This window comes from Methanothermobacter sp. EMTCatA1 (assembly GCF_002356395.1).
Lineage (GTDB): Archaea > Methanobacteriota > Methanobacteria > Methanobacteriales > Methanothermobacteraceae > Methanothermobacter > Methanothermobacter thermautotrophicus.
The window spans coordinates 1,427,040-1,450,997 of sequence record NZ_AP018336.1 but is presented as its reverse complement, the minus strand read 5'-3'; the positions used below and the strand labels follow the sequence as shown (position 1 = coordinate 1,450,997).

26 protein-coding genes are annotated in these 23,958 nt (G+C 51.5%); 22 read left to right on the top strand and 4 right to left on the bottom strand.

What is annotated here, in order from left to right; translation table 11 throughout:
• The first annotated feature begins 12 nt into the window (after positions 1 to 12).
• The 5 genes from tca_RS07730 to tca_RS07710 all read left to right on the top strand — a co-directional run bounded on the left by tca_RS07730 (position 13) and on the right by tca_RS07710 (position 3,784).
• Positions 13 to 681 (top strand): translation initiation factor IF-6, encoded by a 669-nt coding sequence (locus tag tca_RS07730; protein WP_010877219.1) that lies wholly within the window; start codon positions 13 to 15, stop codon positions 679 to 681.
• 2 nt (positions 682 to 683) lie between these two features.
• Complete coding sequence (rpl18a, locus tag tca_RS07725) at positions 684 to 914, top strand: 50S ribosomal protein L18Ae (RefSeq protein ID WP_048176133.1); 231 nt, start codon at positions 684 to 686, stop codon at positions 912 to 914.
• A 4-nt stretch (positions 915 to 918) separates the two neighbouring features.
• On the top strand, positions 919 to 1,344 hold the full coding sequence (gene pfdA, locus tca_RS07720; protein ID WP_286708798.1) for a prefoldin subunit alpha: 426 nt from the start codon (positions 919 to 921) through the stop codon (positions 1,342 to 1,344).
• A complete protein-coding gene (ftsY, locus tag tca_RS07715; protein ID WP_286708797.1) occupies positions 1,345 to 2,421 on the top strand; it encodes a signal recognition particle-docking protein FtsY in 1,077 nt (358 codons plus the stop codon). It begins immediately after the preceding gene.
• 88 nt (positions 2,422 to 2,509) lie between these two features.
• Complete coding sequence (locus tca_RS07710; protein WP_286708796.1) at positions 2,510 to 3,784, top strand: GAF domain-containing protein; 1,275 nt, start codon at positions 2,510 to 2,512, stop codon at positions 3,782 to 3,784.
• Positions 3,785 to 3,931: 147 nt separating this feature from the next.
• On the opposite strand, the gene dmpI is transcribed toward tca_RS07710, so the two are convergent.
• Positions 3,932 to 4,117, bottom strand: coding sequence for a 4-oxalocrotonate tautomerase DmpI (dmpI, locus tag tca_RS07705; protein WP_048176126.1), 186 nt, complete (start codon positions 4,115 to 4,117; stop codon positions 3,932 to 3,934).
• Between the two features lie 90 nt (positions 4,118 to 4,207).
• Between dmpI and tca_RS07700 the strand changes: the two genes are divergently transcribed.
• Positions 4,208 to 4,657: a deoxyuridine 5'-triphosphate nucleotidohydrolase gene (locus tag tca_RS07700; protein ID WP_048061315.1), complete on the top strand. Its 450-nt coding sequence runs from the start codon at positions 4,208 to 4,210 to the stop codon at positions 4,655 to 4,657.
• Positions 4,658 to 5,176: 519 nt separating this feature from the next.
• On the opposite strand, the gene acs is transcribed toward tca_RS07700, so the two are convergent.
• Positions 5,177 to 7,138: an acetate--CoA ligase gene (gene acs, locus tca_RS07695; protein WP_048176124.1), complete on the bottom strand. Its 1,962-nt coding sequence runs from the start codon at positions 7,136 to 7,138 to the stop codon at positions 5,177 to 5,179.
• A gap of 69 nt (positions 7,139 to 7,207) precedes the next feature.
• Between acs and tca_RS07690 the strand changes: the two genes are divergently transcribed.
• Complete coding sequence (locus tag tca_RS07690) at positions 7,208 to 8,782, top strand: thiamine pyrophosphate-binding protein (RefSeq protein WP_286708795.1); 1,575 nt, start codon at positions 7,208 to 7,210, stop codon at positions 8,780 to 8,782.
• 215 nt (positions 8,783 to 8,997) lie between these two features.
• Here tca_RS07690 and tca_RS07685 read toward each other — a convergent pair whose 3' ends face one another.
• Complete coding sequence (locus tca_RS07685; RefSeq protein ID WP_048176684.1) at positions 8,998 to 10,155, bottom strand: alanine--glyoxylate aminotransferase family protein; 1,158 nt, start codon at positions 10,153 to 10,155, stop codon at positions 8,998 to 9,000.
• 252 nt (positions 10,156 to 10,407) lie between these two features.
• On the opposite strand from tca_RS07685, the gene tca_RS07680 reads away from it, so the two are divergent.
• Positions 10,408 to 11,106 (top strand): 6-hydroxymethylpterin diphosphokinase MptE-like protein, encoded by a 699-nt coding sequence (locus tca_RS07680; RefSeq protein ID WP_048176120.1) that lies wholly within the window; start codon positions 10,408 to 10,410, stop codon positions 11,104 to 11,106.
• 26 nt (positions 11,107 to 11,132) lie between these two features.
• The gene (gene cdc6-2, locus tca_RS07675; RefSeq protein ID WP_048176118.1) at positions 11,133 to 12,272 is read left to right on the top strand and encodes an ORC1-type DNA replication protein Cdc6-2; all 1,140 of its coding nucleotides are present in this window, start codon (positions 11,133 to 11,135) and stop codon (positions 12,270 to 12,272) included.
• Position 12,273: 1 nt separating this feature from the next.
• Here the strand turns inward: cdc6-2 and tca_RS07670 are convergent, their stop codons facing one another.
• Positions 12,274 to 12,441 (bottom strand): hypothetical protein, encoded by a 168-nt coding sequence (locus tca_RS07670; protein WP_158296338.1) that lies wholly within the window; start codon positions 12,439 to 12,441, stop codon positions 12,274 to 12,276.
• 176 nt (positions 12,442 to 12,617) lie between these two features.
• Between tca_RS07670 and tca_RS07665 the strand changes: the two genes are divergently transcribed.
• From tca_RS07665 to tca_RS07605, 13 genes are all read left to right on the top strand, one after another.
• Entirely contained in the window at positions 12,618 to 13,040 is a 423-nt protein-coding gene (locus tag tca_RS07665; protein WP_048176116.1) for an archease, read from the top strand.
• A gap of 32 nt (positions 13,041 to 13,072) precedes the next feature.
• Positions 13,073 to 14,521, top strand: a complete 1,449-nt coding sequence (locus tca_RS07660; RefSeq protein ID WP_048176115.1) for an RNA-splicing ligase RtcB — start codon at positions 13,073 to 13,075, stop codon at positions 14,519 to 14,521.
• A gap of 13 nt (positions 14,522 to 14,534) precedes the next feature.
• Positions 14,535 to 15,377 carry an S-methyl-5'-thioadenosine phosphorylase gene (mtnP, locus tag tca_RS07655; protein ID WP_048176112.1) on the top strand — a complete coding sequence of 281 codons (843 nt, stop codon included), beginning with the start codon at positions 14,535 to 14,537 and terminating at the stop codon, positions 15,375 to 15,377.
• Complete coding sequence (locus tca_RS07650) at positions 15,316 to 15,888, top strand: flavodoxin family protein (RefSeq protein ID WP_197538709.1); 573 nt, start codon at positions 15,316 to 15,318, stop codon at positions 15,886 to 15,888. Before mtnP ends, tca_RS07650 begins: the two co-directional genes overlap by 62 nt.
• 1 nt (position 15,889) lies before the next feature.
• Positions 15,890 to 16,216 (top strand): NifB/NifX family molybdenum-iron cluster-binding protein, encoded by a 327-nt coding sequence (locus tca_RS07645; protein ID WP_048176682.1) that lies wholly within the window; start codon positions 15,890 to 15,892, stop codon positions 16,214 to 16,216.
• A gap of 229 nt (positions 16,217 to 16,445) precedes the next feature.
• The gene (locus tca_RS07640) at positions 16,446 to 17,033 is read left to right on the top strand and encodes a 30S ribosomal protein S3ae (protein WP_010877201.1); all 588 of its coding nucleotides are present in this window, start codon (positions 16,446 to 16,448) and stop codon (positions 17,031 to 17,033) included.
• A 21-nt stretch (positions 17,034 to 17,054) separates the two neighbouring features.
• The gene (locus tca_RS07635) at positions 17,055 to 17,738 is read left to right on the top strand and encodes a TIGR00297 family protein (RefSeq protein WP_048176111.1); all 684 of its coding nucleotides are present in this window, start codon (positions 17,055 to 17,057) and stop codon (positions 17,736 to 17,738) included.
• A 30-nt stretch (positions 17,739 to 17,768) separates the two neighbouring features.
• On the top strand, positions 17,769 to 18,998 hold the full coding sequence (locus tca_RS07630; RefSeq protein ID WP_048176109.1) for a 2,3-bisphosphoglycerate-independent phosphoglycerate mutase: 1,230 nt from the start codon (positions 17,769 to 17,771) through the stop codon (positions 18,996 to 18,998).
• Between the two features lies 1 nt (position 18,999).
• Entirely contained in the window at positions 19,000 to 20,349 is a 1,350-nt protein-coding gene (glmM, locus tag tca_RS07625) for a phosphoglucosamine mutase (protein ID WP_048176106.1), read from the top strand.
• Positions 20,350 to 20,353: 4 nt separating this feature from the next.
• Complete coding sequence (gene glmU, locus tca_RS07620; RefSeq protein ID WP_048176105.1) at positions 20,354 to 21,625, top strand: bifunctional sugar-1-phosphate nucleotidylyltransferase/acetyltransferase; 1,272 nt, start codon at positions 20,354 to 20,356, stop codon at positions 21,623 to 21,625.
• Positions 21,626 to 21,629: 4 nt separating this feature from the next.
• Positions 21,630 to 22,085: a gamma carbonic anhydrase family protein gene (locus tag tca_RS07615; RefSeq protein WP_048176104.1), complete on the top strand. Its 456-nt coding sequence runs from the start codon at positions 21,630 to 21,632 to the stop codon at positions 22,083 to 22,085.
• Positions 22,086 to 22,137: 52 nt separating this feature from the next.
• Positions 22,138 to 23,238 (top strand): histidinol-phosphate transaminase, encoded by a 1,101-nt coding sequence (hisC, locus tag tca_RS07610; protein ID WP_286708794.1) that lies wholly within the window; start codon positions 22,138 to 22,140, stop codon positions 23,236 to 23,238.
• Positions 23,239 to 23,243: 5 nt separating this feature from the next.
• Entirely contained in the window at positions 23,244 to 23,936 is a 693-nt protein-coding gene (locus tca_RS07605) for an anaerobic ribonucleoside-triphosphate reductase activating protein (protein ID WP_286708793.1), read from the top strand.
• The last annotated feature ends 22 nt before the right edge of the window (positions 23,937 to 23,958 follow it).

Below are 23,958 nucleotides of genomic sequence, written 5' to 3'. Positions count from 1 at the left end.
TGATGGTGAATTATGATTAGAAGGATCAACCTCAGTGGAAACCCGAACCTGGGAGTTTACATCTCTGTAACCGACAGTGTGGCCCTGATACCACAGAACACCCCTGAAAAGTTTGAGGGTGTTCTCAGGGAAGCCCTTGAAGTTGAGGTCCTGAAGGTGTCCATCAGTGGCAGCAGCCTAAACGGTGCCCTTGCCGTGGGCAACTCAAATGGATTCGTGGTCTCAAATCAGGCCATGGACCGTGAAATCGATGCCCTTGCAGCTGCCGGTGTGGAGGCTGTCAGGATCCCTGAAAGGTTTACTGCAGTCGGTAACCTTGTGCTGGCCAATGACAACGGTGCCGTTGCAAGTCCACTGCTGTCAGATGATGCGCTGCAGGTTATAGGGGATGTGCTTGAGGTTGACGTTAAAGTATCCACACTTGCAGGCCTCAACATCGTAGGCTCCATGGGTGCAGCTACCAACCGTGGTGCCCTGCTGAATCCCCAGGCATCATCTGAGGAAATAGGTATCATAGAGGATACCCTGGGCGTGGAGGCCGACGTTGGCACAGTCAACCATGGAGTCACACTTATAGGTGCCTGTTCAGTGGCCAACTCAAACGGTGTCCTTGTGGGTGAGGAAACCACAGGGCCAGAACTTGCGAGGATAGAAGAAGCTTTAGGTTTTCTTGAGGGATGAAAATGAAGACAAAGATATTTAGGGTTAAAGGAAAGTTCCTGATGGGTGATAAGCTTCAGCCATTCACAAAGGAGCTCAAGGCAATAAGGGAAGAGGAAATCTATGAGAGGCTCTACTCTGAATTCGGGAGCAAACACAGGGTTCCAAGGAGCAAAGTTAAAATAGAGGAGATAGAGGAGATATCACCTGAGGAGGTTCAGGACCCGGTGGTCAAGGCGCTGGTCCAGAGGTGATCACATGGAAGACCAGCAGAGGCTCGAGGAGATAGTGAACCAGCTGAACATCTACCAGAGCCAGGTCGAGCTCATCCAGCAGCAGATGGAGGCCGTGAGGGCCACCATCAGTGAACTTGAAATCCTTGAGAAGACCATCAAGGATATACAGGGAAAGGATGGATCCGAGACCCTGGTACCCGTGGGCGCCGGCTCCTTCATAAAGGCAGAACTCAAGGATACCAGTGAAGTTATAATGAGTGTCGGTGCAGGTGTGGCCATAAAGAAGAACTTTGAGGATGCAATGGAGAGCATTGAGTCCCAGAAGAACGAACTGGAGGCAACACTTCAGAAGATGGGTGAAAACCTGCGTAAGATAACAGACATCATGATGAAACTATCTCCTCAGGCAGAGGAACTCCTCAAAAAGGTAAGGGGAAGTGGAGAGTAAGTGTTTGAATCTCTGAAGAAAAAATTCAGTGAGACCGTTGGTAAAATCACCGAGAAGGTCTCATCAAGCCAGGAACCCCTGCCCGAAGGGGATAAACCTGAGGATAGGGCCCTCGAACCCATTACAGAAGATAAACCTGAAGAAGAGGTCAGAACTGAAGAACCTGATGATATGAGTTCAGAGGAACCCGCCCCCAGTGAAGGGGAAGGGGGTTCAGGTTTCCTCTCATTCTTCCGTGAAAAAAAGATAACAGAAAAGGACGTTGACGATGTCCTCTGGGACCTTGAAATGGCCCTCCTGGAAAGTGACGTGGCCCTTGAAGTGGCTGAAAAAATTACCACAGAGCTAAAGGAAGAACTTGTTGGCAGGAAGGTTAAGAGGAGCACCGAAATATCAGAATACACAATGGAAGCCCTTAAAAAGGCCGTTGAGGATGTTCTCAGAGTTGACAGTGTGGACCTGCCGCAACTCGTGGAGAAGAAGAAACCCCTTGTCATAATGTTTGTTGGCATAAACGGGACCGGCAAGACAACCACCATAGCAAAGGTGGCCAGATACTTCATTAAAAAGGGTCTTGAGCCCGTGATAGCAGCTGCAGACACCTTCCGTGCCGGTGCAATAGAGCAGATAGGTCAGCACGCAGATAAACTCGGAGTCAAGCTAATAAGCCACCGCAAGGGAGCCGACCCCGCCGCCGTTGCCTTTGACGCGGTATCCCATGCAAAGGCCCAGGGAAAGGATGTCGTCCTCATAGACACCGCAGGGAGGATGCAGACCAACGTGAACCTCATGGACGAGATGGCCAAGATAAAGAGGGTCGTCAGGCCAGACCTCATAGTGTTTGTCGGTGATGCGCTGACAGGAAACGATGCCATTGAACAGGCAGCCCGATTTGATGAAGCCGTTGGCATAGACGCAGTTATACTGACAAAGGCTGATGCAGATGCGCGCGGAGGTGCAGCATTGTCCATAGGCTACATGATCAAAAGGCCCATAATATTCATGGGGATCGGGCAGGGCTACGATGACATAATGGAATTCAAACCAGAATGGATGATTGAACAGCTATTCGCATGAACTGATTAATGGACATCCATGCAGATAAAATACAGAATACAAAAATTTTTATACAGCCATGTCACATTACCCATGTGGAGACTTTCATATGGGTGTAAGGATACTCCTTGTAGAGGATGAGGCAATAACGGCGATGGATCTCCAGAGAAAGCTGGAGTTCTGGGGATATGATGTTGTGGGGGTTGCATACAGTGGTGAGACTGCAGTTGAACTTGCACAGAAGCACCACCCTGATCTAATTTTAATGGACATAGTCCTCAAGGGCCCCCTGAACGGTGTTGATGCTGCAAAAGAAATTCGTAGCCTTGACATACCTGTGGTTTTTCTATCAGCCCACTCAGAGGGCTCCACCATGGAGAGGGCCAGGGAAGTGGAACCCTACGGATACCTGATAAAGCCCTTTGATGAGAAGGAGCTCCTATTCAGCATTGAACTGGCGGTTCAGAGGCACCGGAGCCAGTTACAGATAAAAAAACTTAACAGAAGCCTGAGAATGCTCAGCGACTGTAACCAGGCCATTGTAAGGATAAATGACCCTGAAAAACTTCTGAGAGAGGTATGCCGGATCATCGTCGAGGTCGGTGGTTACAGGATGGCCTGGATAGGCCTTGCAGAGAATGATGAGGAGAGGTCTGTGAGGCCCGCTGCAGAGTACGGATTCCATGAAGGCTACCTTGACTCAGTAACCATCAGGTGGGATGACAGCATATACGGGGAGGGCCCGACAGGAAGGTCAATAAGGGAAGGGGAACCCGTCATAATAAGGGACACCGGAGAGGATCCCAGATTCACCCCCTGGAGGGATAGGGCCGTTGAGAGGGGATTCATGTCAGTCATTGGTCTTCCCCTCACTGTTAAGGGTGAGACCATAGGAGCCCTCACGGTTTACTCGGGGGAGAGGGATGCCTTCGATGAGGAGGAAGTGAAACTTCTCATGGAACTTGCAGGGGATGTGTCATTCTACATTGAATCCCGTGAAATCCTGAAGGAGATGGAGGAGAGGGTAGCCAGAACAGCTCAGAGGGAGAGAATTCTTAAGAGGATCTTTGAATTATCCCCCGTTGCAATACTGAATTTTCAGGTGGACCATGGGGAACCAGCGCTCCTGGAACTCAACAGGGAGGCCTCAATAATAACAGGGGTGAAGGAATGCTCTGGATCCCCGGGAGTCCATGACGTCCTCAGGGGTCTTGATGAGGAAGATCTGAAGAAGATCAAAGGGGCCATCATGGGGGATGTTGAACTGGAAGAAATGATAAGCTATCCCCACCAGGGAAGGACGAAATTGTTCAGGTTAAAGATTGTGAGGCCCTCCCCGGAAATTGCCTCGGTATTCCTTATCGATGTAACATCTGAAAGATAGTATCTGAACTTAAAAAAATAAACTGGGCCACATAAGAATAGCTCAGTCTCTGAATTCTGATTTCTCAGCCATGTCGGAGAACATTCACTCCCCCTCACAGGGGAATGCTGGAAGTGTCAGCAGGGCGACACTCCCATGAGGAACCATTCACTCCCTGTCACAGAGGAGTGAACCTCCAACCCCCACATCCTCCGGTGGGAACTCCCTTATAAGAACCGTTATTGTTGACTCCGGGAGGCCCATAATTTCGCTTGAGACCTCTGTGATACGCTTTACGAGTTCCCTTTTCTTTTCCCTTGTCAGTTCATTGCAGTTTATCTGGATAACAGGCAACTATATCACCACCCATAGGTATTATACTCATATAATAAATCCTTTAATAGATTCAGAGACCAGAAAATAGCAATTGCAGAGGAATCATAGATGATTGGAGAACAGCTCTTAAAGAAACTTTTTCCGGACTTTGAGGAACTTGTCCAGCCAGCTGGAATTGACCTGAGGGTTGATAAGGTTTACAGACAGATGGGACCCGGGTCACTGATTGATGATGAGAAGAACCTTCCACCCCTCGAAATGCTTGAGCCGCCCATCTACAGACTTGAACCCGGCAAAGCTTACCTTGCAAGTGTTGACAGGATGATAGAGATACCTGAGGGATATGCAATGCTCTACCTGCCAAGGTCAACCCTCCTGAGGTCCTTTGTATCCGTTCAAACCGCCGTGGGAGATCCTGGTTTCAGGGGTACCCTCCAGTTCCTTTTACATAATCATGGGGAATATGAGTATACACTAAAGAGGGGTGAAAGGATAGTACAGGCCGTGGTATTCCCGGTGGAGGGATCAGGAAAGTACAGTGGAAGCTACCAAGAATGAATTTCAATCCCATTTTGGTCTGATTTTAACACCTTCCGGGTCTTGGGCTCGTCCAGCTTCCCCGCGATTTCAATCCCATTTTGGTCTGATTTTAACTGGTCTCTTTGGGCTCCGATTGAGCATATAAATTATTTAATCAATTTAAATTTAATTTTAAGATTTTTTAACGTGCTATGAATTTAATAATTAGTATATGAGTTCCATTGTGGTTTAATGAGGATTCTGATTGTACGCTAAAACCAGATAGGCTCTGAGGCCAGTTTTTACTGAGTGGTCAGAGTGAAAGTTCATGGACAGCCCACTCAGTCAGCAATGCCACAAAAAACTTCCAGGATGACATCATAAGCTCTCCAAAAAATACAGGCCTCTGATGAACTGAAAGCGGCGCGGATGAAAAATAAAACCCGCATGAAAACCAGTACTGATTCTCCCATCGGCAAATGGCATACTGGCAACGGTGTGCCTAGCATGAAAACCAGTACTGATTCTCCGATAAAAAAGAATTGTCTGATGACATCATCAGAATGTACGGACCCTGTCCTCCAGCATACTCACTGATTCCGGGTTTGAGAGGGTGCTGACATCACCCACATCCTCACCCCTCACAATGGCCTTTATCACCCTCCTCATTATCTTACCTGACCTTGTCTTTGGAAGGTCCTCAACGAACTCTATGTAACTGGGACTTGCAATGGGACCTATCTCCCTCCGCACATGTTCACGCAGAACACCCTTGAGGCGGGGTGTGGGCTCCACTTTATCCCTCAGAGTAACGAAGGCCGCTATCTCCTCTCCCCTGAGGATGTCAGGTTTTCCAACCACCGCAGCCTCAACAACATCAGGATGGCTCACAAGGGCTGATTCAACCTCTGCAGTGCTTATCCTGTGCCCTGCAACGTTGAGGACATCGTCCTCCCTGCCCTGGATCCAGAAGTAACCATCCTCATCTATCCTTGCAACATCACCGCTGAGGTAGATGCCCGGAAATGTGCTCCAGTAGGCATCCACATACCTCTCAGGCTCCCTGAAGAGGGTCCTGAACATTGCAGGCCACGGTGTTTTTATCACAAGGTGGCCTCCGCTTCCACGCAGACTCCTCCCCTCATCATCCACAACGTCGGCTATTACCGTGGGGAATGGTTTTCCTGCGGAACCCGGCTTCAGGGGTGTCACAGGGAGGGGTGTTATTATGTGCATCCCGGTCTCTGTCTGCCACCAGGTATCCATGATGGGGCATCTGCCACCACCAACGGTCCGGTAGTACCACATCCAGGCCTCAGGGTTTATGGGTTCCCCAACGGACCCCAGTATTCTGAGTGTTCTGAGGTCATACTTCTCAGGCCACTTGTCCCCATATTTCATGAAGAGCCTCACCGTCGTGGGTGCTGTGTAGAGGATGCTTACACCGTACCTCTCAACCATGCTCCATATCCTTCCAGGATCCGGGTGGTCAGGTGCACCCTCATAGATGACCGAGGTTGCACCCTCAATGAGGGGGGCGTAGACTATGTAGCTGTGACCCGTTATCCATCCTATGTCAGCCAGACACCACCATATGTCCTGGTCCTTAACATCGAAGACGAACCTGTAGGTGGAGCTCACACCCACGGCGTAGCCCCCATGGGTGTGCACAACACCCTTTGGTTTACCCGTCGTGCCGGAGGTGTAGAGTATGAAGAGGGGATCCTCAGGGTCAAGCTCCTGGCAGGGACATTCATCGTCCATGCCCTCAACAGCCTCGCTCCAGTAGATATCCCTCCCATCCACCATGCTGACATCATCCCCCATGCGGTCCGCCACTATGACCCTCTCAAGGGAGGGGATCTCATCTGCGACCATATCAAGGGTTTCCTTGAGTCTTATTACCTTACCCCTGCGGTAGAATGCGTCTGCAGTGATCGCAACCTTTGCCCCGGCATCTGCAGCCCTCTCCCTGAAGGCCTTGGCCCAGAAGCCGCTGAACACTACACTGTGGACTGCACCTATACGTGCACAGGCGAGCATGGCTATGGGGAGTTCCGGTATCATGGGGAGGTATATGCTGACGCGGTCCCCCCTTGAGACACCCATATCCTTAAGGGCATTGGCCAGGCGGTTAACCTCCCTGTAGAGGTCATAGTAGGTGAGCTTCCGGACGCTACCATCCTCACCCTCCCATATATATGCCACCCTGTTTCTCTCAGGACCCATAACATGCCTGTCAAGGGCACTGTATGTGATGTTGAATTTTCCGCCTGTGAACCAGCTGGCATGGGGTGGTTCCCATTCAAGGACCCTGGTGTAGGGTCTGAACCATTCAAGTTCAGATGCCATCTCATCCCAGAACCACTCAGGGTCAGAGCTGGCCCTCTCAAGGAGCTCATCATAACCCCCAATACCCCTGGCGTCCATCCAGGCCCTTATATTGCTGTTTTCTGCAAGTTCCTCGTCTGGATTAAAAACCCTTTCCTCCCTGAGCAGAGCATCAAGCTGTCCTCTCATAAACAACCCCCTTCTGTTAATATTTTTTTAATTCATGATTTAAATAGTTGGCAGAATATAGATGGGTGCATGAAGATGTGTGCGGAGGTCCTTGCAGGGATCCTGGAGGAAGCTGGTTTCACCCATATCTTCGGGCACCCGGGTGAACAGATACTGCCACTCTATGAGGCCCTCAGAAAATCCGGGCTTGAACATGTTCTCATGAGACACGAACAGGGCGCCGTCCACGCCGCAGATGGCTACGCCCGGGCCTCTGGAGGACCGGGGGTCTGTGTTGCCACCGGAGGACCTGGCGCCCTTAATCTTGTGATGGGTGTGGCTGCAGCCAGCACAGATTCCGTACCCCTCATTGCCATGACCGGTGACCTGCCACGGGGTGGGGGCCCCGGCAGGTTCCAGGAGGTTGACCTTGAGGCGGTTTTCAGGCCCCTTACAAGGATGAGCATGACCCCGGGGAGTGGTGATGAGGCCTCCATGATGCTGGCTGACTCCATAAGCTCCCTCAGGAGGGGGCTTACCGGTGTCATACACATAAACCTGCCAAGGGACGTCCTTGAAGAGGATGCATGCCCCCCTGTGGGGCCATCTGAAGTGTTTAGGGAGCTTTCAGACATGAGCAGAGCGCTGGAACTTCTGGGATCCGCGAGAAGGCCCCTTATACTTGCAGGTGGTGGTGTAATCTGGGGGAACGCCGTTGGGGAGTTCAGGGAATTCATAGAGAATGCCAGGATCCCGGTGGTGACCACCTACAGTGCAAGGGGTGTTATACCCGAGGACCATCCACTCTGTCTGGGAATGACCGGTACCCGGGGGACCCCGGCAGCTAACCATGCTGCAGGGAACTGCGACGTTCTCCTGGTCCTCGGGGCGAGGCTCTCAGAGAGGACCCTGGCAGCCACAGGAAATCCCCGAGTAATACACGTCAACACTGACCCCTCTGTACTGAGGGGCGATGTTGTGCTTCAGATGGATGTGGGGGATTTCCTGAGGGAACTGCCTGAATTAAAAGGACCGGAGGGGTGGTTTAAGGAACTTGCAGCCTATCGGAGGGATAACCCGCCCATCAGTGAGTTACCGCCCCCCGGTGGGGGTGCATTTGTAACATCAGCTGCTGTGAGGGGTATTCTTGATGCAGCCCCCGATGCCACCATAGTCAACGATGCCGGTAGCCACACCACCTGGGTGACCCTCCACCGGCGGGTTCTCCGTGAGAGGTCCCTCATATTCTCCGGTGGCTTCGGGCCCATGGGTTACGGTCTCCCGGCGGCCATCGGTGCAAAGCTTGCAGACCCATCCAGGGATGTCATCATGATAGCGGGTGACGGCGGATTTCAGATGACTATCCAGGAACTTGGCACCGTTGCTGAGCTGGAGCTGCCCATCACCATGTGCATCCTGAATAACAAGAAGCTCGATGTTATAAGGCAGTGGCAGGAGATGAACTACGGCACCAGTTACTCTGTTGAACTGAAGAACCCTGATTTCATTAGACTTGCAGATGCCTACGGTATAGGTGCGGAGAGGATCCTCAGGGTGGAAGATGTCTCAGGTGCCGTGGAGAGGGCCCTTGAGTCAGGTGAACCCCGCCTCCTGGAGTTCATGGTTGAAGGGGAGGACATACCACTTCCCGGGGTCAGGCCCTGATCCCCTTGCATGGTGAGGGCCTGGGGATATGTGCTAAAGAATTCTAATCCTCTTAAGTGTCTGAAAATGATCTTCGGAGGTCCCTCACTGCATTAGGCTCCCGGAGGACCCCTGAACACGGAGAGCTCTTCGTCAACGAAGGGGACAGGGTGATTCCGGGTGGAGAATGTTTTAGGGTCCGCCAGAAAAAGGAGAAATCCGCAAAAAAATAGTATTTAGAGGTCCTCAGGGAGGTAGGTGTCTGCGACTGCTGCAACAGCCTCTCCCATTTCAACCTCAAATCCGAGCTCCCTGAGGGTCATCTCAAGGGCTGAAAATGTTGTTATAAGTTCCCTGTGGGTTATGTTACCCATGTGACCGATACGGAATATCCTTCCCTTGAGGTGGTCCTGTCCCCCTGCAAGCTCAACATGGTACTTGTTCCTCATTGTCCCCCTCAGTTCACCATCTGTAACTCCCTCAGGGAGATTAACAGCCGTGACCGTTGTTGATGAAACTGCTTCATCAGGGAACAGTTCAAGGTCGAGGGCCTTCACCGCATTCCTTGTGGCCTCTGCAGCTATCTTGTGCCTCTTTATCCTGTTGCTGAGTCCCTCCTCCATTATAACCTTGAGGGCCTCATGCATTGCGTATATGAGTGAAACTGCAGGGGTGTATGGTGTCTCAGGTGGCTCCGCGTCACCGCTCTTCCTGTACTTCTTGAGGTTCAGGTAGTATGTTCGGGGATTATCCACAGCTTCAATGACCCTCCAGGCGTCGTTGCTGAGGGTTATGGCTGCCATACCTGGGGGTGCTGCAAGGCACTTCTGGGAACCTGTAACACAGATGTCTATGCCGTAGGCATCAACATCGACCTCATCCCCTCCCAGGGATGAAACCGTGTCAACTATGTAGAGGGCGTCGTAGTCGTCCATTATCTTCCCTATCTCCCTGATGGGGTTAGCAACACCTGTTGATGTCTCATTGTGGACTACTGTGACTGCCTTTATATCATCATTCTCCTCTAGGGTGTATCCAATGTCATCGGGGTTAACGGCCTTACCCCACTCCACGTCTATGGTGATGGATTCGCCTCCAAAGGCCTCCACTATCTGGGCGAACCTCTGACCAAATTTACCCCCAACAACATTCAGGATCTTATCGCCGGGTTCTATAATGTTTGCAACTGCGGCTTCCATTGCAGCTGTCCCTGAACCCGTCAGAAGGTAAGACTTATTGCTGGTCCTGAAAACATCGGACATCATCTCAGTCGTTTCAGTCAGGATCCTGCCAAAGAGGGCGCTCCTGTGGTTAACAATGTTCTCTGACATTGCCTTAAGGACTCTCTGGGCCACCCTCGTCGGCCCGGGGATCATAAGCAGTGTTTCATCCATTTCCAAAAAACCTCCAGATTAAAGTGGATTTCATAACCTGTATCTATTTTTAATCTGTCCATTTAAAAAGATTTACATGAGTCTCGGCCAGCCATCAGTAGATTCGACCTGAAAATTCAGCCAGTCATTGGGCCTTGAAGAGGTGATTAACTGATGGATCGCGGCTTCAGGGCCTGAATCAGGCTCCTGAGCTCCAGCTCCCACCAGGAGAAAACCCAAAGAATGATATATAAATGTGGATAAAGTTATCCCATGGAAGTCCAGGTATGGCTCAGATGGTACACACGTATACTTGATGACTTTGGATTTGACAGGAGGGCTGATGAGGAGTCAGCATCATACCTCGACGCCTTCCTCAGGGAACACGGATGCCTGCGGGTTGATGACATTGATGTCCCATCCAGTGACTTCATTGTATTCGGGGCTGGACCATCACTCAGATCCCACCTCAAAAGGTTCAGGGCCCTTGATGAGCCCATGACAGTCATCTCGGCAGATGGTGCCACCACTGCACTCCTCGAGGAGGATGTGCTGCCTGACATAATAGTAACCGACCTCGATGGTAAGATGGAGGATATAATCGAGGCAAACCGGCAGGGGGCGGTGGTGGTGGTCCACGCCCATGGAAACAACCTCCCTGCCCTCAGGAGGTACCTCCCACTCCTCCAGAACATCATCGGGACAACCCAGAGCATCCCCCATGGCTGTCTCCACAATTTTGGTGGATTCACAGATGGTGACCGCGCTGTTTTCCTTGCCGCAGCCCTCGGCGCCGGTCGTATAGTGCTGGCAGGCATGGACTTCGGTGAGGTTGTGACAAGGTACTCAAGGCCTGATATGGACTCTGAGCTTGGACCGGCCGATCCCGTTAAAAGGCTCAAACTTGAGTACGCCAGCAGACTAATAGACTGGCTTGAGAGGAACGGGGATGTCATGATAGAGAAATGGTGAATTCAATAAAATGAACGTGAAGGACCATGAAAGGCGATAAGAGGCGCGATATAAGGGATATACTCCTGCATGATGAGACTCTCTTCAGGAACATGAACGCCTTTGACCCCGACTATGTTCCTGAGAACTACAGGTACAGGGAGTCCCAGATGGAGGCCCTTGCAGTGTGTATAAGGCCCGCCCTGAGGAATGGGAGGCCCGTCAATGCGGTTATACTGGGGTCCTGTGCAACAGGTAAGACAACCGCCATCAAGAAGATATTTGAAATGGTTGAATCAACATCAGAGGGCGTTGTATGCTGCTACATAAACTGTCAGCTCCACACCACAAGATTCGGGATCTTTTCACAGATCTACAGCAAGATATTCGGGCACCAGCCCCCTGAAACCGGAGTACCATTCTCAAGGATATATCAGACCATAATGCAGCACCTTGCCACCGAGAAGAGGGCCCTGGTGGTTGCCCTTGATGACATCAACCACCTCTTCTACAGTAAAAATGCGAACAAGGTACTCTACGATATACTTAGGGCCCATGAAGTATTTGAGGGTGTGAGGACCGGGGTATTCGCTGTTCTCTCAGACATCGAGTTCAGGTACGCCCTTGATAAAAATGTTGACTCCATATTCATACCCCAGGAGATCGTATTCCCTCCCTACACCCGTGAGGAGGTGTTCAACATACTCAGGGATCGTGTCAGGGTCGGATTCTACCCGGGTGTCATTTCCGATGAGCTCCTTGAGAGGATAACTGACCATACAATGGATACCGGGGATCTCCGCTACGGTATAGACCTCCTCAGGGTCTGTGGAAACCTTGCAGAGGCGGATGCATCGCCGGTGATAGGAGAGGAGCACCTTGAAAGGGCCCTGAAGAGCACAGGACCCGTGAATCTCATACACACGGTGCGAACCCTGAACGAAAATGAGAGGGAGTTTCTGAGGATACTTGCAGACGCCGGCGAGGATATGACAGCCGGGGCCCTCTACGAGCTCTTCAGGGAGAGCACAGGTTCAAGCTACTCATCCTTCAACAGGATCATTGAGAAACTGGAATTTTTAAGGTTGATTGACACAAGGCTCACCGGTAAGGGTGTTCGTGGTAACTCCCGGATTTTGATTCCACGTTTCAGCAGGGAGGACCTCCGAAGGTGCCCTGGCTTCTAATTCAGATACCCGCAGGATAATTTGAGTTTCCTCCCGCTGCGACGCTGATAACGCCCCACAGGAGGGCCATGAGAACCATTGAGATGATTAAACATGACCTCACATCCACCACAACAGCAAGGTGCCCGAGACGTCTCCATATACTGTTTGATTTCCTCAGACTGTGCATAATAATCCACTCCACTACCATGTTCATGTGGAGATTATTTAAGAAAAGAGATAGAGAGCACCTGAAAAGTAAAGAGTAAAGCACATACCGGGGATAGAGAACCCCCTCAATAACTCAGTGTATGTGCATCTTAAGTTCATGATCAATGTCACCTGCTGCACACCGGGAGGGAGACCATGAAAGGGTTTGAATTCTTTGATGTCACTGCAGATGCTGGATTCTGGGCCTATGGACATGACCTCGAGGAGGTCTTTGAGAACGCAGCCCTTGCAATGTTCGAGGTTATGACCGACACCTCACTGGTTGAGGCTGCTGAGGAGAGGAGAGTTGAAATCACATCAGAGGATAGGGTTTCGCTTCTCTATGACTGGCTGGATGAACTGCTCTTCATACATGACACTGAATTTATTTTATTCAGTAAATTCAAAGTTAAGATAGATGAGAAAGATGATGGCCTCCACCTCACCGGCACCGCCATGGGTGAAGAGATAAAGGAAAGCCATGAGCGGCGTGACGAGGTGAAGGCCGTGACATTCCATATGATGGAAATCCTGGATGAAGATGGGCTGATAAAGGCTAGGGTAATTCTGGACCTCTAATTGATGAGAAGAAATGATGGAGGATGGTTTGCATGAGTATACATGAAGAACTGGTTAAGGTGAGAGAATCCGTATGGGAAGTTCCAACATCATACAAGAAGGGGATGAGGGTGCCCGGGAGGATCTTCCTGAGGGAGGAGGCCCTCAGGGACCTTGAGAAGGGGGCCATCGATCAGGTGGCCAACGTTGCCTGTCTCCCGGGTATCCAGAAGTTCTCCATTGGACTGCCAGATATTCACTTCGGTTACGGCTTCAGCATTGGAGGTGTGGGTGCCTTCAGCGCCCGAACAGGAGTTATAAGCCCTGGAGGTGTTGGATTCGATATAAACTGTGGTGTGAGGATGGTCAGGACAAACCTTGACCATGAGGATGTCAGGCCAAAGATAAAGGAGCTCATAAACACGCTCTTCACCAATGTCCCCTCCGGTGTTGGGAGTAAGGGGAAGATACGCCTGAAACCCGGGGAGATCGATGAGGTGCTTGAAAACGGGGCTGAATGGGCCGTTGAAAACGGATACGGCTGGGACCAGGACCTCAGGCGCCTTGAAGAAAACGGTAAAATGGAGGAGGCCAGCTCAGAAAAGGTCAGTGAAAAGGCCAAGAAGAGGGGCATACCCCAGCTCGGATCCCTTGGCTCAGGTAACCACTTCCTTGAGGTCCAGATGGTTGATGAGATCTTCGATGAGGAAGCAGCCAGGGTCTACGGTGTGAGCCCCGGAAAGGTCGCCGTCATGATACACTCAGGTTCACGTGGCTGCGGCCACCAGGTCTGCTCAGATTACCTCAGGCTCATGGACAAGGCATACAGGAGGTACAAGATAAACATACCTGACAGGCAGCTTGCATGCGCCCCTGTGGACTCGGATGAGGCCCTGGATTACTTCCAGGCCATGGCAGCAGCTGCAAATTATGCCTGGGCCAACCGTCAGATGATAGTCCACTGGGTCAGGGAATCCTTTGAGGCCGTCTTCGGTATGACTGCAGAGGACATGGAGATGGAAATCGTCTATGACGTGGCCCACAACATAGCCAAGAAGGAGGTCCACACCATAAAGGGTCGTGAAACAGAGGTATTCGTCCACAGGAAGGGGGCTACAAGGGCCTTTGGACCGGGAAGGGATGAGATACCTCAGGAGTACCGGAAAATCGGTCAACCGGTGATAATACCAGGGACAATGGGAACATCATCCTACCTTCTCCACGGAACAGAGGTTGCCATGGAGGAGACCTTCGGTTCAACCGCCCACGGCGCCGGGCGTAAGATGAGCCGTGCAGGTGCCAAGAAGACCTACCGCGGCGAGGAGGTCCAGAGGAAACTTGAAAGTGAGGGCATCTATGTCAGGGCCACCTCCATGCCTGTGGTTGCAGAGGAGGCCCCGGGGGCCTACAAGGACGTGGACGTCGTTGTGAGAACCGCCCATGAAACAGGAATATCCCGCCTTGTGGCGAGGATGCTCCCCCTCGGCGTTGCCAAGGGATAGCCGGGGTGAAGCAATGATAGGGATCATTGGAGGTACCGGCATATATGAGATGGCTGAATACGGGAGGCTGGAGAGAAGGGAGTCCCTCATCACCCCCTACGGCAAAACACCTGAAATATCCGTATTCAAACTCCACGGGCGGAGGGTCGCCTTCATACCAAGGCACTCACCGGGCCATGATAAACCCCCGCACATGGTAAACTACCGGGCGAACATATGGGCCCTCAAAGAGCTGGGGGTCAGACAGATAATAGCAACAAATGCTGTGGGGTCTCTTAAAAGGTCCATAGGACCCGGGGACTTTGTTGTGCCCCATGACTTCCTCGACTTCACAAGGTCCCGTCCATCAACCTTCTATGATGAGAAAACAGTGCATGTAGACATGACAGAGCCCTACTGCAGGAATATACGTTCCGCCCTCAGCGGATCATCAGGTGTGGTTGATGGGGGGGTGTACGTGTGCACTGAGGGCCCCAGGTTTGAAACACCCTCAGAGATAAGGATGTTCCAGACCCTTGGGGGCACCGTGGTTGGCATGACAGGACTGCCAGAGGCCGTCCTTGCAAGGGAGCTTGAGATGTGCTATGCAAGCATATGCCTCGTATCCAACTATGCGGCGTCCATTTCACCCAGCAAGCTCACCATAGATGAGGTCTTCGAGATTATGGATGAGAAGAAGAATGATCTCATAGACATCATTGATGCTGCAATCAGGGACCTCAAAACAGAGCAATCATGTCCATGTCAGCATGCACTCAGAGGTGCCGACGTTAATAATCATGAGGAGGAATTATATGAAGGTTTTAATGATATCTGCAAGCCCGAGAAAGAAGAGCAACACCATGATGGTCCTTGAGCACTGCAGGGATGCTATAGAGAGCCATGGTGTTGAAACAGATATAATATCACTCCGTGGGATGAAAATCGAATCCTGCAGGGCCTGTCTGAGCTGTGCGAAGAAGCACCGCTGCAGGATAGATGACGGCCTCAACGATATAATCGACAGGATACGTGACTCCGAGGGCTTCATAGTTGCAACCCCTGTCTACTTTGGAACCGCCAGGGGCGACCTGATGGCGGCGCTGCAGCGGATCGGGATGGTTTCAAGGGCCTCAGACGGATTCCTGAGCTGGAAGGTCGGTGGCCCCATTGCGGTTGCAAGGCGCGGAGGCCACACCGCGACCATACAGGAGCTCCTGATGTTCTACTTCATAAACGACATGATAGTACCGGGTTCAACCTACTGGAACATGGTATTTGGATGGGCCCCCGGCGAGGTTGAAGATGACAGTGAGGGAATTGAGACCATAAGACGTTTCGGAGAAAACGTGGCTGAGCTTATAAAAAGGATAAATGGCGGTTCTTAAGATGAGGATAGCACTGGCCTCCTCCAGTGGGGAGGAGGTTGACCTCCATTTCGGGAGGGCCTCCCAGTTCCTTGTGTATGAATACAGTGGGGGTAAACCAAGATTTCTTGAGAAGCGGACCGTTGAAATCTCTGAAACCGGGAAACATCAGTGGATGAAAGCCCTTGATGCCATCAGAGACTGTGATGTTGTAATAGCTGTCCAGGCCGGCCTCAGGGGTAAGGTCGGGATTGAGGATGCCGGTATAAAATTCGTGGCCGATGAGGGCCCGGTTGAGGAAGTGCTTGAAAGGTGGATCAGGCACACCGAATTCATGAAGTCAGTGTAACCCGCATAACCCCATTTTCATGGTACTGTATGTATGGCTGTTCATATTCATGACCACACAGCACCCCAAACCACCATGTCAAGATTTAAATACTCCCTTATCCTATTATAGAGTATTCCATACTGGCGGTGTATGTAACTCTAAATCATGGTTAACCAGTTAAATATGAATTTTTTGAATTTATGTTAAATCCAGCTGTTTTTACGGTGTTAAAGATTAAGGTGATATAATGGCAAAGGCTCGAAGAAGGAGAGTACGTGATACATGGAAAGAAAAGAAATGGTATGTGATAAAAAGTCCTAAACTGTTTGGAGAAAACGAGATAGGAACAACACCCTCAAGGGACCCTGACTTCCTCCTCAAGAGGAGGGTTGAAGCCACCATGAGGGAACTGACCGGAGACTTCTCAAAGCAGTACGTTAAGCTGAAGTTCCAGATAGACAGCGTCGCCGGCAGTGAGGCCACAACCAGGTTCATAGGCCACCAGGTCACGACGGACTACGTCAGGAGCATGATAAGGAGGGGTACGAGCAGGGTCGATGCCCCGGTTATAGTTGAAACAAAGGATGGTTACAAACTTAAGGTCCATCCCCTGGCCATAACAATCCGGAGGGCGAAGTCCTCACAGCAGAAGTACATGAGGCAGAGCATAGAGGAACACCTCAGGGAAATCGCCTCAGAGAAGACCTTTGAGGAACTCGTGGAGGGTATTGTAACAGGAAAAATAGCCTCAGAAATATACCACCAGGCCAAGAAGATCTACCCCCTCAAGAGGGTTGAAATAATAAAGAGCAGGGTTCTGGAGGAACCAGCCTAATCAAATGGATCGGGACCCCTCATGATAGACCTCAACATTGGATACGTACTCCTGTGCGTATTCATTGGATTCTTAACCTACTATAGAGGTGCCCTCGATGTATGGGGGTCCCTTTTCATGATCCTTATGGGTCTTCTCATAATATTATCCGCCGGTTTTAACTGGCTCCTTCTTATTTTTATTTTCCTCGTTCTTGGCCTCCTATCAACAAAGTACAGACATGAATACAAGAAGGAGCTTGGTGTCTTTGAGGGAACCAGAAGCGCCAAGAACGTTATATCGAATGGGATAGTGCCCTTCATAATGGCTGCCTTTGGATACTATGACGGTTTTGTTGGGGGCTTCATAGGATCCGTTGCAACCGCCACCGCCGATACCATGGCGAGTGAGATCGGAGTTCTGCAGACACCGCGACTCATAACAACACTTAAGAGGGTGGAACCCGGGACCGATGGAGGCATATCATCCCTTGGAACCGCTGCCGGTATAGCGGGAGCCGGTATAATTGGTTTATCAGCATTTTTACTTGGTGTATGCCCTGATCCCATCAAATCAATGAAGGTGGCTGTGATTGCAGGGACTGTGGGTTGCTTCATGGACAGTCTTCTGGGTGCAGTCCTTGAAAGAAGGAAGTACCTCACCAATGAACATGTGAACCTCCTTGCAACAGTTACAGGGGCAGTTATAGGAATTATTTTAGGATAGAGATCATAAATCTAGGAAGGTGGGTTAATCATGAAAGGGGTAATAATGATAATAGACGGGATGGCTGACCGCCCGCTTGAGAAACTCTCAGGCAGAACACCTCTCGAGGCCGCCAGCACCCCCAATATGGACAGGATAGCAGAGTCAGGTATTAACGGTATAATGGACCCCATAAAACCCGGTGTGAGGGCAGGGAGCGACACATCGCACCTTTCAATCCTCGGATATGATCCATACAGGGTTTACACCGGAAGGGGACCCTTTGAGGCCGCTGGTGTTGGTCTTGACGTGAAACCAGGGGACATCGCATTCAGGTGCAACTTCGCGACTGCAGACGAGGATATGATAATAACAGACAGGAGGGCCGGACGTATAAGGTCAGGGACCTCAAGTATAGCCCGGACGATAAATTCAATGACCATTGAGGGCTTTGAGGATGTTGAAATAATATTCAGGGAATCAACAGGTCACAGGGCAGTCCTTGTACTGAGGGGACCCGGACTCGGGGATAAGGTCTCAGATGCAGACCCCAAGGTGGAGGGAAAACCTCCGAAGAAGATAAAGGCACTTGATGGATCCCCTGAATCCCTGAAGACAGCTGAGGTTCTCAACAGGATCGTTAAGGAATCCTATGAAATCCTGAGGGACCACCCGGTCAACACCGGGAGGATCGAAAGGGGTGAGGCCCCTGCAAACATAATACTCCCACGGGGGGCGGGTGCCGTTCCACGTGTTGAGAAATTCCAGGAACGCTACGGTCTGAAGGCGGCGTGCATAGCCGAAACAGGACTAATAAAGGGCATAGGGCACCTCACAGGCATGGATGTGATAGACGTTGAGGGGGCCACCGGGGGAATAGACACAGACCTTGAGAGCATAAAGAACGCCATATACAGTGCAATTGCCGCTGATTACGAGTTCCTCCTCATAAACATCGATGGTGCTGATGAGGCTGGACACGACGGCGACCTCGAGGGGAAGGTCCGTTTCATTGAGAGGGTCGACTCCATCCTCGGGGACCTGATGGGGGATGATATCTACTTCATACTAACGGCGGACCACTCAACACCTGTATCTGTCATGGACCACACAGGTGACCCTGTGCCCATCGCCATAACCGGGCCGGAGGTCCGTGTTGATGATGTCACATCCTTCAGTGAGAGGGCTGCCGCGGCTGGTGGTCTCTGCCGGATAAGGGGATCCGATGTCATGGACATACTCCTTGACCTCATGAACAAAAAGGAAAAATTCGGGGCTTAAGATGAAGGAGAAAAAACCGCGACTCTTCGGTACATCAGGTATAAGGGGCCGCTTCGGAGAGAAGGTCACACTGGAACTTGCAGCTGACACCGGAAGGGCCCTGGCAACCCACCTCGGTGGTGATGGGGAGGTTGTTGTGGGCTACGATACAAGGACATCCAGCCAGCTTCTGGAGAATGCCCTGATCGCCGGGATAGTAGAATGTGGCTGTGATGTTACACGCCTTGGAATGGTCCCCACACCCCTTGTGGGTTACGCAGCATCCCGTCTGGGTGCAGCTGCTGGTGTGATGATAACCGCATCCCATAACCCCGCCCCCTACAACGGGATAAAGCTCTGGAACCCTGACGGGATGGCCTACAGACCATCACAGGAGAGGGTCATAGAGGCCATAATACACAGCAGAGACTTCAAAAGGAAGGCCTGGGATGAACTGGGGTCCATGACCACAGTTGATATGAGGGATGACTATGTCAGGGCGGTACTCGAAACCGTGGAGATTAAAAAACCCCTCAAGGTCGTCATTGACTCCGGGTGCGGCGCAGCATCCCACCTGTCTCCCCTCATATTCAGGAAGGCCGGCTGCAGGGTCATAACCCTTAACTCTCAGCCTGATGGTTTCTTCCCGGGGCGTGACCCTGAACCGGTCCCTGAGAACCTCTCGGAGCTGATGGAGACTGTGAGGTCAACCGGGGCTGATCTGGGCATAGCCCACGATGGTGACGCAGACCGGATGGTTGCAATCGACGACCAGGGACGATTCGCAAGCTTCGATAAGCTCCTGGCCCTCATGGCAAGGGAGATTGGAGGTAAGATAATAACAACCGTTGATGCGTCCCTCTGTGTTGATGAATGCCTGGGGGACCGGGGCGAGGTCATAAGGACCCGTGTGGGTGATGTGCATGTGGCCAACACCATTGCAGAGGAGGGGGCCAGGTTCGGAGGTGAGCCCTCAGGTACCTGGCTGCACCCTGATTTCTGCATGTGCCCCGACGGGATACTCTCAGCCCTCAGGGTGGCGGAACTTGTATCAGCAAGGGGGCCCCTCTCAGAGCTGCTTGAGGAGGTGCCATCCTACCCCAACATAAGGGACAAGGTCCCGTGCCCCGACGAGAAGAAGGATATCATAATGGAGAGGGTGGCTGCTGAGCTCAGTGGCAAGTTCAGCGAGACATCAGACATTAACACCATCGACGGCGTCAGGATATCCCTGGATGATGGGAGCTGGGTTCTTGTGAGGCCATCAGGGACAGAGCCCTACATCAGGATCACCCTGGAGGGAAAGACAGAGGAGAAGGCCAGGTATATACATGAAAGGACCCGTGATTACCTTGAAAATGTGATAGGGTGATGGAATGCAGGCAGTTATTCTAACAGCAGGTGAGGGGACCAGGATGCGACCCCTCACCCTTACAAGGCCCAAGACAATGCTGCCAGTTGCAGGTAAACCCATACTGAAGTACAGTGTGGATGCCCTCAGGGACAACGGTGTCCATGATATCGTGATGATAACAGGCTATCATGAGGAGGCCGTCAGGTCCCACTTCGGCGACGGATCCGGATCAGGAGTCAATATAACCTACGTAAGGCAGGAGGAACGCCTTGGAACGGCTCATGCCATAGGTCAGGCCTCAGAGCTCATAGACGATGAATTCATTGTACTTAACGGGGACATCATCACGGATCCGGGGCTCATGGGCGACCTGATTGGGTCATACCATGAGAGGAAACCCGAAACACTGATGGTCCTCAGGGAGGTCCCGGACCCCACCTCCTTCGGGGTCGTTAAGGTTGAGGGGGACCGTGTAAGGGAGATCATAGAGAAACCAGGCCCCGATGCAGGGGCAGGGAACCTCATAAACACAGGCATATACGTGTTCAGCCCGGCCGTCTTTGATTATATAGAGAGAACCCCCCTATCCAGCAGGGGAGAATACGAGATAACAGACACCATAATGATGCAGGTGAGGGATGACCTCCCTGTGAGGGCCATAATATCAGACAGGGACTGGATAGATGTTGGCAGGCCATGGGAACTCCTTGAGGCAAGTGAAAGGCTCATGAAGGACCTTGAGGATTCCGTGGAGGGTGATGTGGAGGATGGTGTGACCATACATGGACCGGTTGCCATTGGCGAGGGCACCATTATAAGGTCAGGCACCTACATCCAGGGACCGGTCTACATAGGCAGAAACTGCGATATAGGCCCCAACTCCTACCTCAGGGCCCATACCTGTATAGGGGACGGTGTAAGTATAGGGAACGCCGTCGAAGTCAAGAATTCAATCATAATGGACGGTACAAACATCAACCACCTCAGCTATGTGGGGGATTCCGTTATAGGGATGAACTGTAACATAGCTGCAGGTACCAACATAGCCAATCTGCGATTTGATGATGGCCCCGTCAGGATGGTGGTAAAGGATGATGTCGTGGAAACCGGCCGGAGGAAACTGGGGGCTGTGTTCGGTGATGGTGTCAAGACAGGTATAAACTCAAGTTTCAACCCCGGTGTCAAGGTGGGGAAGGATTCCTGCATAGGTGCCGGCTGTGTGATATCGAGGGATGTGCCCTCAGACAGACTGGTGATACTCAGGCAGGAACACACTACAATTGAGTACAGGTGATAGGATGGGCTTCAGAGTCCTTGAGGGTGCCAGGATAGTGGGGGATGTGAGGATAGGTGATGGTTCCTCTGTATGGTACAATGCCGTCCTGCGGGGCGACCTTGAACCCATCGAGATAGGGCGCTGCTCAAACATCCAGGACAACTGCGTCGTCCATACAAGTCGCGGATACCCTGTCAGGGTTGGTGACTGCGTATCTGTGGGGCACGCCGCGGTCCTCCATGGGTGCATTGTGGCAGATAATGTCCTCATAGGTATGAACTCCACCATCCTCAACGGTGCAGTTATAGGGGAGAACTCCATCGTCGGGGCCGGGGCGGTGGTAACCTCAGGTAAGGAATTTCCCCCTGGAAGCCTGATAATCGGGACTCCTGCAAGGGCTGTGAGAGAACTCAGTGATGAGGAGATAGAGTCAATAAGGGATAATGCCCGGAGGTATGCTCTGCTGGCACGTGAATAACTCTCCAATGACCTGAGTTAACCGAGATTGTATGAAACTTAAGAGTGGTTCTATGGTAAAGATTCGGAATAAGATCAATGATATTGAACCCTATGTACCTGGAAGATCCATAAAGGAAATTGCAGATGCCTATGGTCTGAAAGAGGATGAGATAATTAAACTTGGATCCAATGAGAACCCCCTGGGCCCATCACCCGCCGCGGTGGAGGCCATGGAGCGTGAACTTGAATCGGTTCACAGATACCCCGAGTCAGCCCTGACCGACCTCAGGGAAGCCATAGCAGACTACGCAGGGGTTGGGATGGATCAGGTTATAGTGGGTGGTGATGGTGCCGATGAGATAATCGATGTCCTGGGGAGGACCTTCCTTGAACCGGGGGAGTCCTTCGTCGTGCCCATGCCATCCTACATGTACTATGAGTACACGCTCCAGGCCCATGATGCAAGGGCTGTCCATGCACGGTGGGACGTCAATGAGAACCGCCTCGACCTTGAATCGGTCCTGGATGCTGTTGATGAATCAACCCGCCTCGTCTTTCTCTGCACACCCAACAATCCCACCGGGGGCCTCATAGATAAGAAGGAGATCCGGGCTGTTCTGGAGTCAACAGATGCCCTGGTGGTTGTTGATGAGGCCTACACCGAATTCGCAGGTGTGGACAACACTGACCTCCTCCCTGACCATGAAAACCTCTTTATACTGAGGACATTCTCAAAGGTGATGGGACTTGCAGGTATGAGGATAGGTTATGGTCTCGGGGACCCCCGGATAATAGAGTACATGCACCGTGTAAAGCCGGTTTTCAGCCTCACGAGGCTATCCCATGCAGCTGCCCTTGCAACCATCAGGGACAGGGATTACATAAAAAAATCCACCGAGTACTCAATAAAAAGCAGGGAGTACCTCTACTCCGGGTTGAAGAAATTGCCGGAACTGAGGGTTTTCAGATCATATGCAAACTACATACTGATTGACGTGAGGGGGACAGGTAGGACCGCTGCTGAACTCTCAGAAGAACTCTTAAGGAAGGGTATAATCGTGAGGGACTGCACTTCCTTCGCAGGACTTGATGAATACTGGATACGTGTCAGTGTCGGCACCCTTGAAGAGGATAGAAAGTTCCTTGAGGTCCTGGGTGAACTGGTTCAGTGATTCCAATGAAGATTGGTTCAATGGCAGTTTCAACCCTCGACTATCCCGGAAAAACCTCACTCGTTATATTCACTGCCGGCTGCAACTTCAGGTGCCCCTACTGCCACAACCCTGAACTCATAGATGGGGGTGATGAAGTTGACCTCGAAACTGTCCTTGATGATGTGGAGAGGTACTCAGAATTCGTTGAAGCCCTGGTGGTGAGTGGGGGTGAACCCCTCCTCCAGGTCAATGCCCTCGAAACTGTCCTTGAACATGCACGTTCCCTGGGACTTGCAACGAAACTGGATACCAATGGCTCATATCCTGAAGCCCTTGAAAGGCTACTACCCCACCTTGACTATGTTGCAATTGATGTGAAGGCCCCCCTCCACAGGTACCCTGAACTTGCCGGTGCCGGTGCCGGGGGTGTGATGAGGAGCCTTGAGATCCTCAGGGATTCGGGTGTCACAGTGGAGTGCCGCACAACCTTCGTGCCGGGTCTAATGTGGGAAGAGGACGTAGAGATGATTGCAGATTCAATCGAGTGTGATGTCTATGTCCTGCAGCAGTTCAGGAACAGGGCCGTCCTTGATGAGTCACTCAGAGAAACAGAGCCTCCATCACCCCGGAGACTCAGGGAGATTGCAATGAGGGTCAGAGACAGGTTCAGAATGGTTAAAATACGTACAGAGGAATTCGGGGAAGAAGAGATCTAGATGATAACCCTCTAAGAGAATC

Excerpts from the sequence above, each read along its gene's own strand:
- tca_RS07650 (WP_197538709.1), top strand. The coding sequence starts at position 15,316 with ATGAAGGTTTTAATGATATCTGCAAGCCCGAGAAAGAAGAGCAACACC.
- acs (WP_048176124.1), bottom strand. The coding sequence starts at position 7,138 with ATGAGAGGACAGCTTGATGCTCTGCTCAGGGAGGAAAGGGTTTTTAAT.
- tca_RS07635 (WP_048176111.1), top strand. The coding sequence starts at position 17,055 with ATGATAGACCTCAACATTGGATACGTACTCCTGTGCGTATTCATTGGA.
- glmM (WP_048176106.1), top strand. The coding sequence starts at position 19,000 with ATGAAGGAGAAAAAACCGCGACTCTTCGGTACATCAGGTATAAGGGGC.
- tca_RS07700 (WP_048061315.1), top strand. The coding sequence starts at position 4,208 with ATGATTGGAGAACAGCTCTTAAAGAAACTTTTTCCGGACTTTGAGGAA.
- tca_RS07690 (WP_286708795.1), top strand. The coding sequence starts at position 7,208 with ATGAAGATGTGTGCGGAGGTCCTTGCAGGGATCCTGGAGGAAGCTGGT.
- tca_RS07710 (WP_286708796.1), top strand. The coding sequence starts at position 2,510 with ATGGGTGTAAGGATACTCCTTGTAGAGGATGAGGCAATAACGGCGATG.
- tca_RS07685 (WP_048176684.1), bottom strand. The coding sequence starts at position 10,155 with ATGGATGAAACACTGCTTATGATCCCCGGGCCGACGAGGGTGGCCCAG.
- tca_RS07630 (WP_048176109.1), top strand. The coding sequence starts at position 17,769 with ATGAAAGGGGTAATAATGATAATAGACGGGATGGCTGACCGCCCGCTT.
- tca_RS07615 (WP_048176104.1), top strand. The coding sequence starts at position 21,630 with ATGGGCTTCAGAGTCCTTGAGGGTGCCAGGATAGTGGGGGATGTGAGG.
- tca_RS07730 (WP_010877219.1), top strand. The coding sequence starts at position 13 with ATGATTAGAAGGATCAACCTCAGTGGAAACCCGAACCTGGGAGTTTAC.
- mtnP (WP_048176112.1), top strand. The coding sequence starts at position 14,535 with ATGATAGGGATCATTGGAGGTACCGGCATATATGAGATGGCTGAATAC.
- tca_RS07605 (WP_286708793.1), top strand. The coding sequence starts at position 23,244 with ATGAAGATTGGTTCAATGGCAGTTTCAACCCTCGACTATCCCGGAAAA.
- rpl18a (WP_048176133.1), top strand. The coding sequence starts at position 684 with ATGAAGACAAAGATATTTAGGGTTAAAGGAAAGTTCCTGATGGGTGAT.
- pfdA (WP_286708798.1), top strand. The coding sequence starts at position 919 with ATGGAAGACCAGCAGAGGCTCGAGGAGATAGTGAACCAGCTGAACATC.
- cdc6-2 (WP_048176118.1), top strand. The coding sequence starts at position 11,133 with ATGAAAGGCGATAAGAGGCGCGATATAAGGGATATACTCCTGCATGAT.
- hisC (WP_286708794.1), top strand. The coding sequence starts at position 22,138 with ATGGTAAAGATTCGGAATAAGATCAATGATATTGAACCCTATGTACCT.
- glmU (WP_048176105.1), top strand. The coding sequence starts at position 20,354 with ATGCAGGCAGTTATTCTAACAGCAGGTGAGGGGACCAGGATGCGACCC.
- tca_RS07660 (WP_048176115.1), top strand. The coding sequence starts at position 13,073 with ATGAGTATACATGAAGAACTGGTTAAGGTGAGAGAATCCGTATGGGAA.
- tca_RS07680 (WP_048176120.1), top strand. The coding sequence starts at position 10,408 with ATGGAAGTCCAGGTATGGCTCAGATGGTACACACGTATACTTGATGAC.
- tca_RS07645 (WP_048176682.1), top strand. The coding sequence starts at position 15,890 with ATGAGGATAGCACTGGCCTCCTCCAGTGGGGAGGAGGTTGACCTCCAT.
- tca_RS07670 (WP_158296338.1), bottom strand. The coding sequence starts at position 12,441 with ATGCACAGTCTGAGGAAATCAAACAGTATATGGAGACGTCTCGGGCAC.
- tca_RS07640 (WP_010877201.1), top strand. The coding sequence starts at position 16,446 with ATGGCAAAGGCTCGAAGAAGGAGAGTACGTGATACATGGAAAGAAAAG.
- tca_RS07665 (WP_048176116.1), top strand. The coding sequence starts at position 12,618 with ATGAAAGGGTTTGAATTCTTTGATGTCACTGCAGATGCTGGATTCTGG.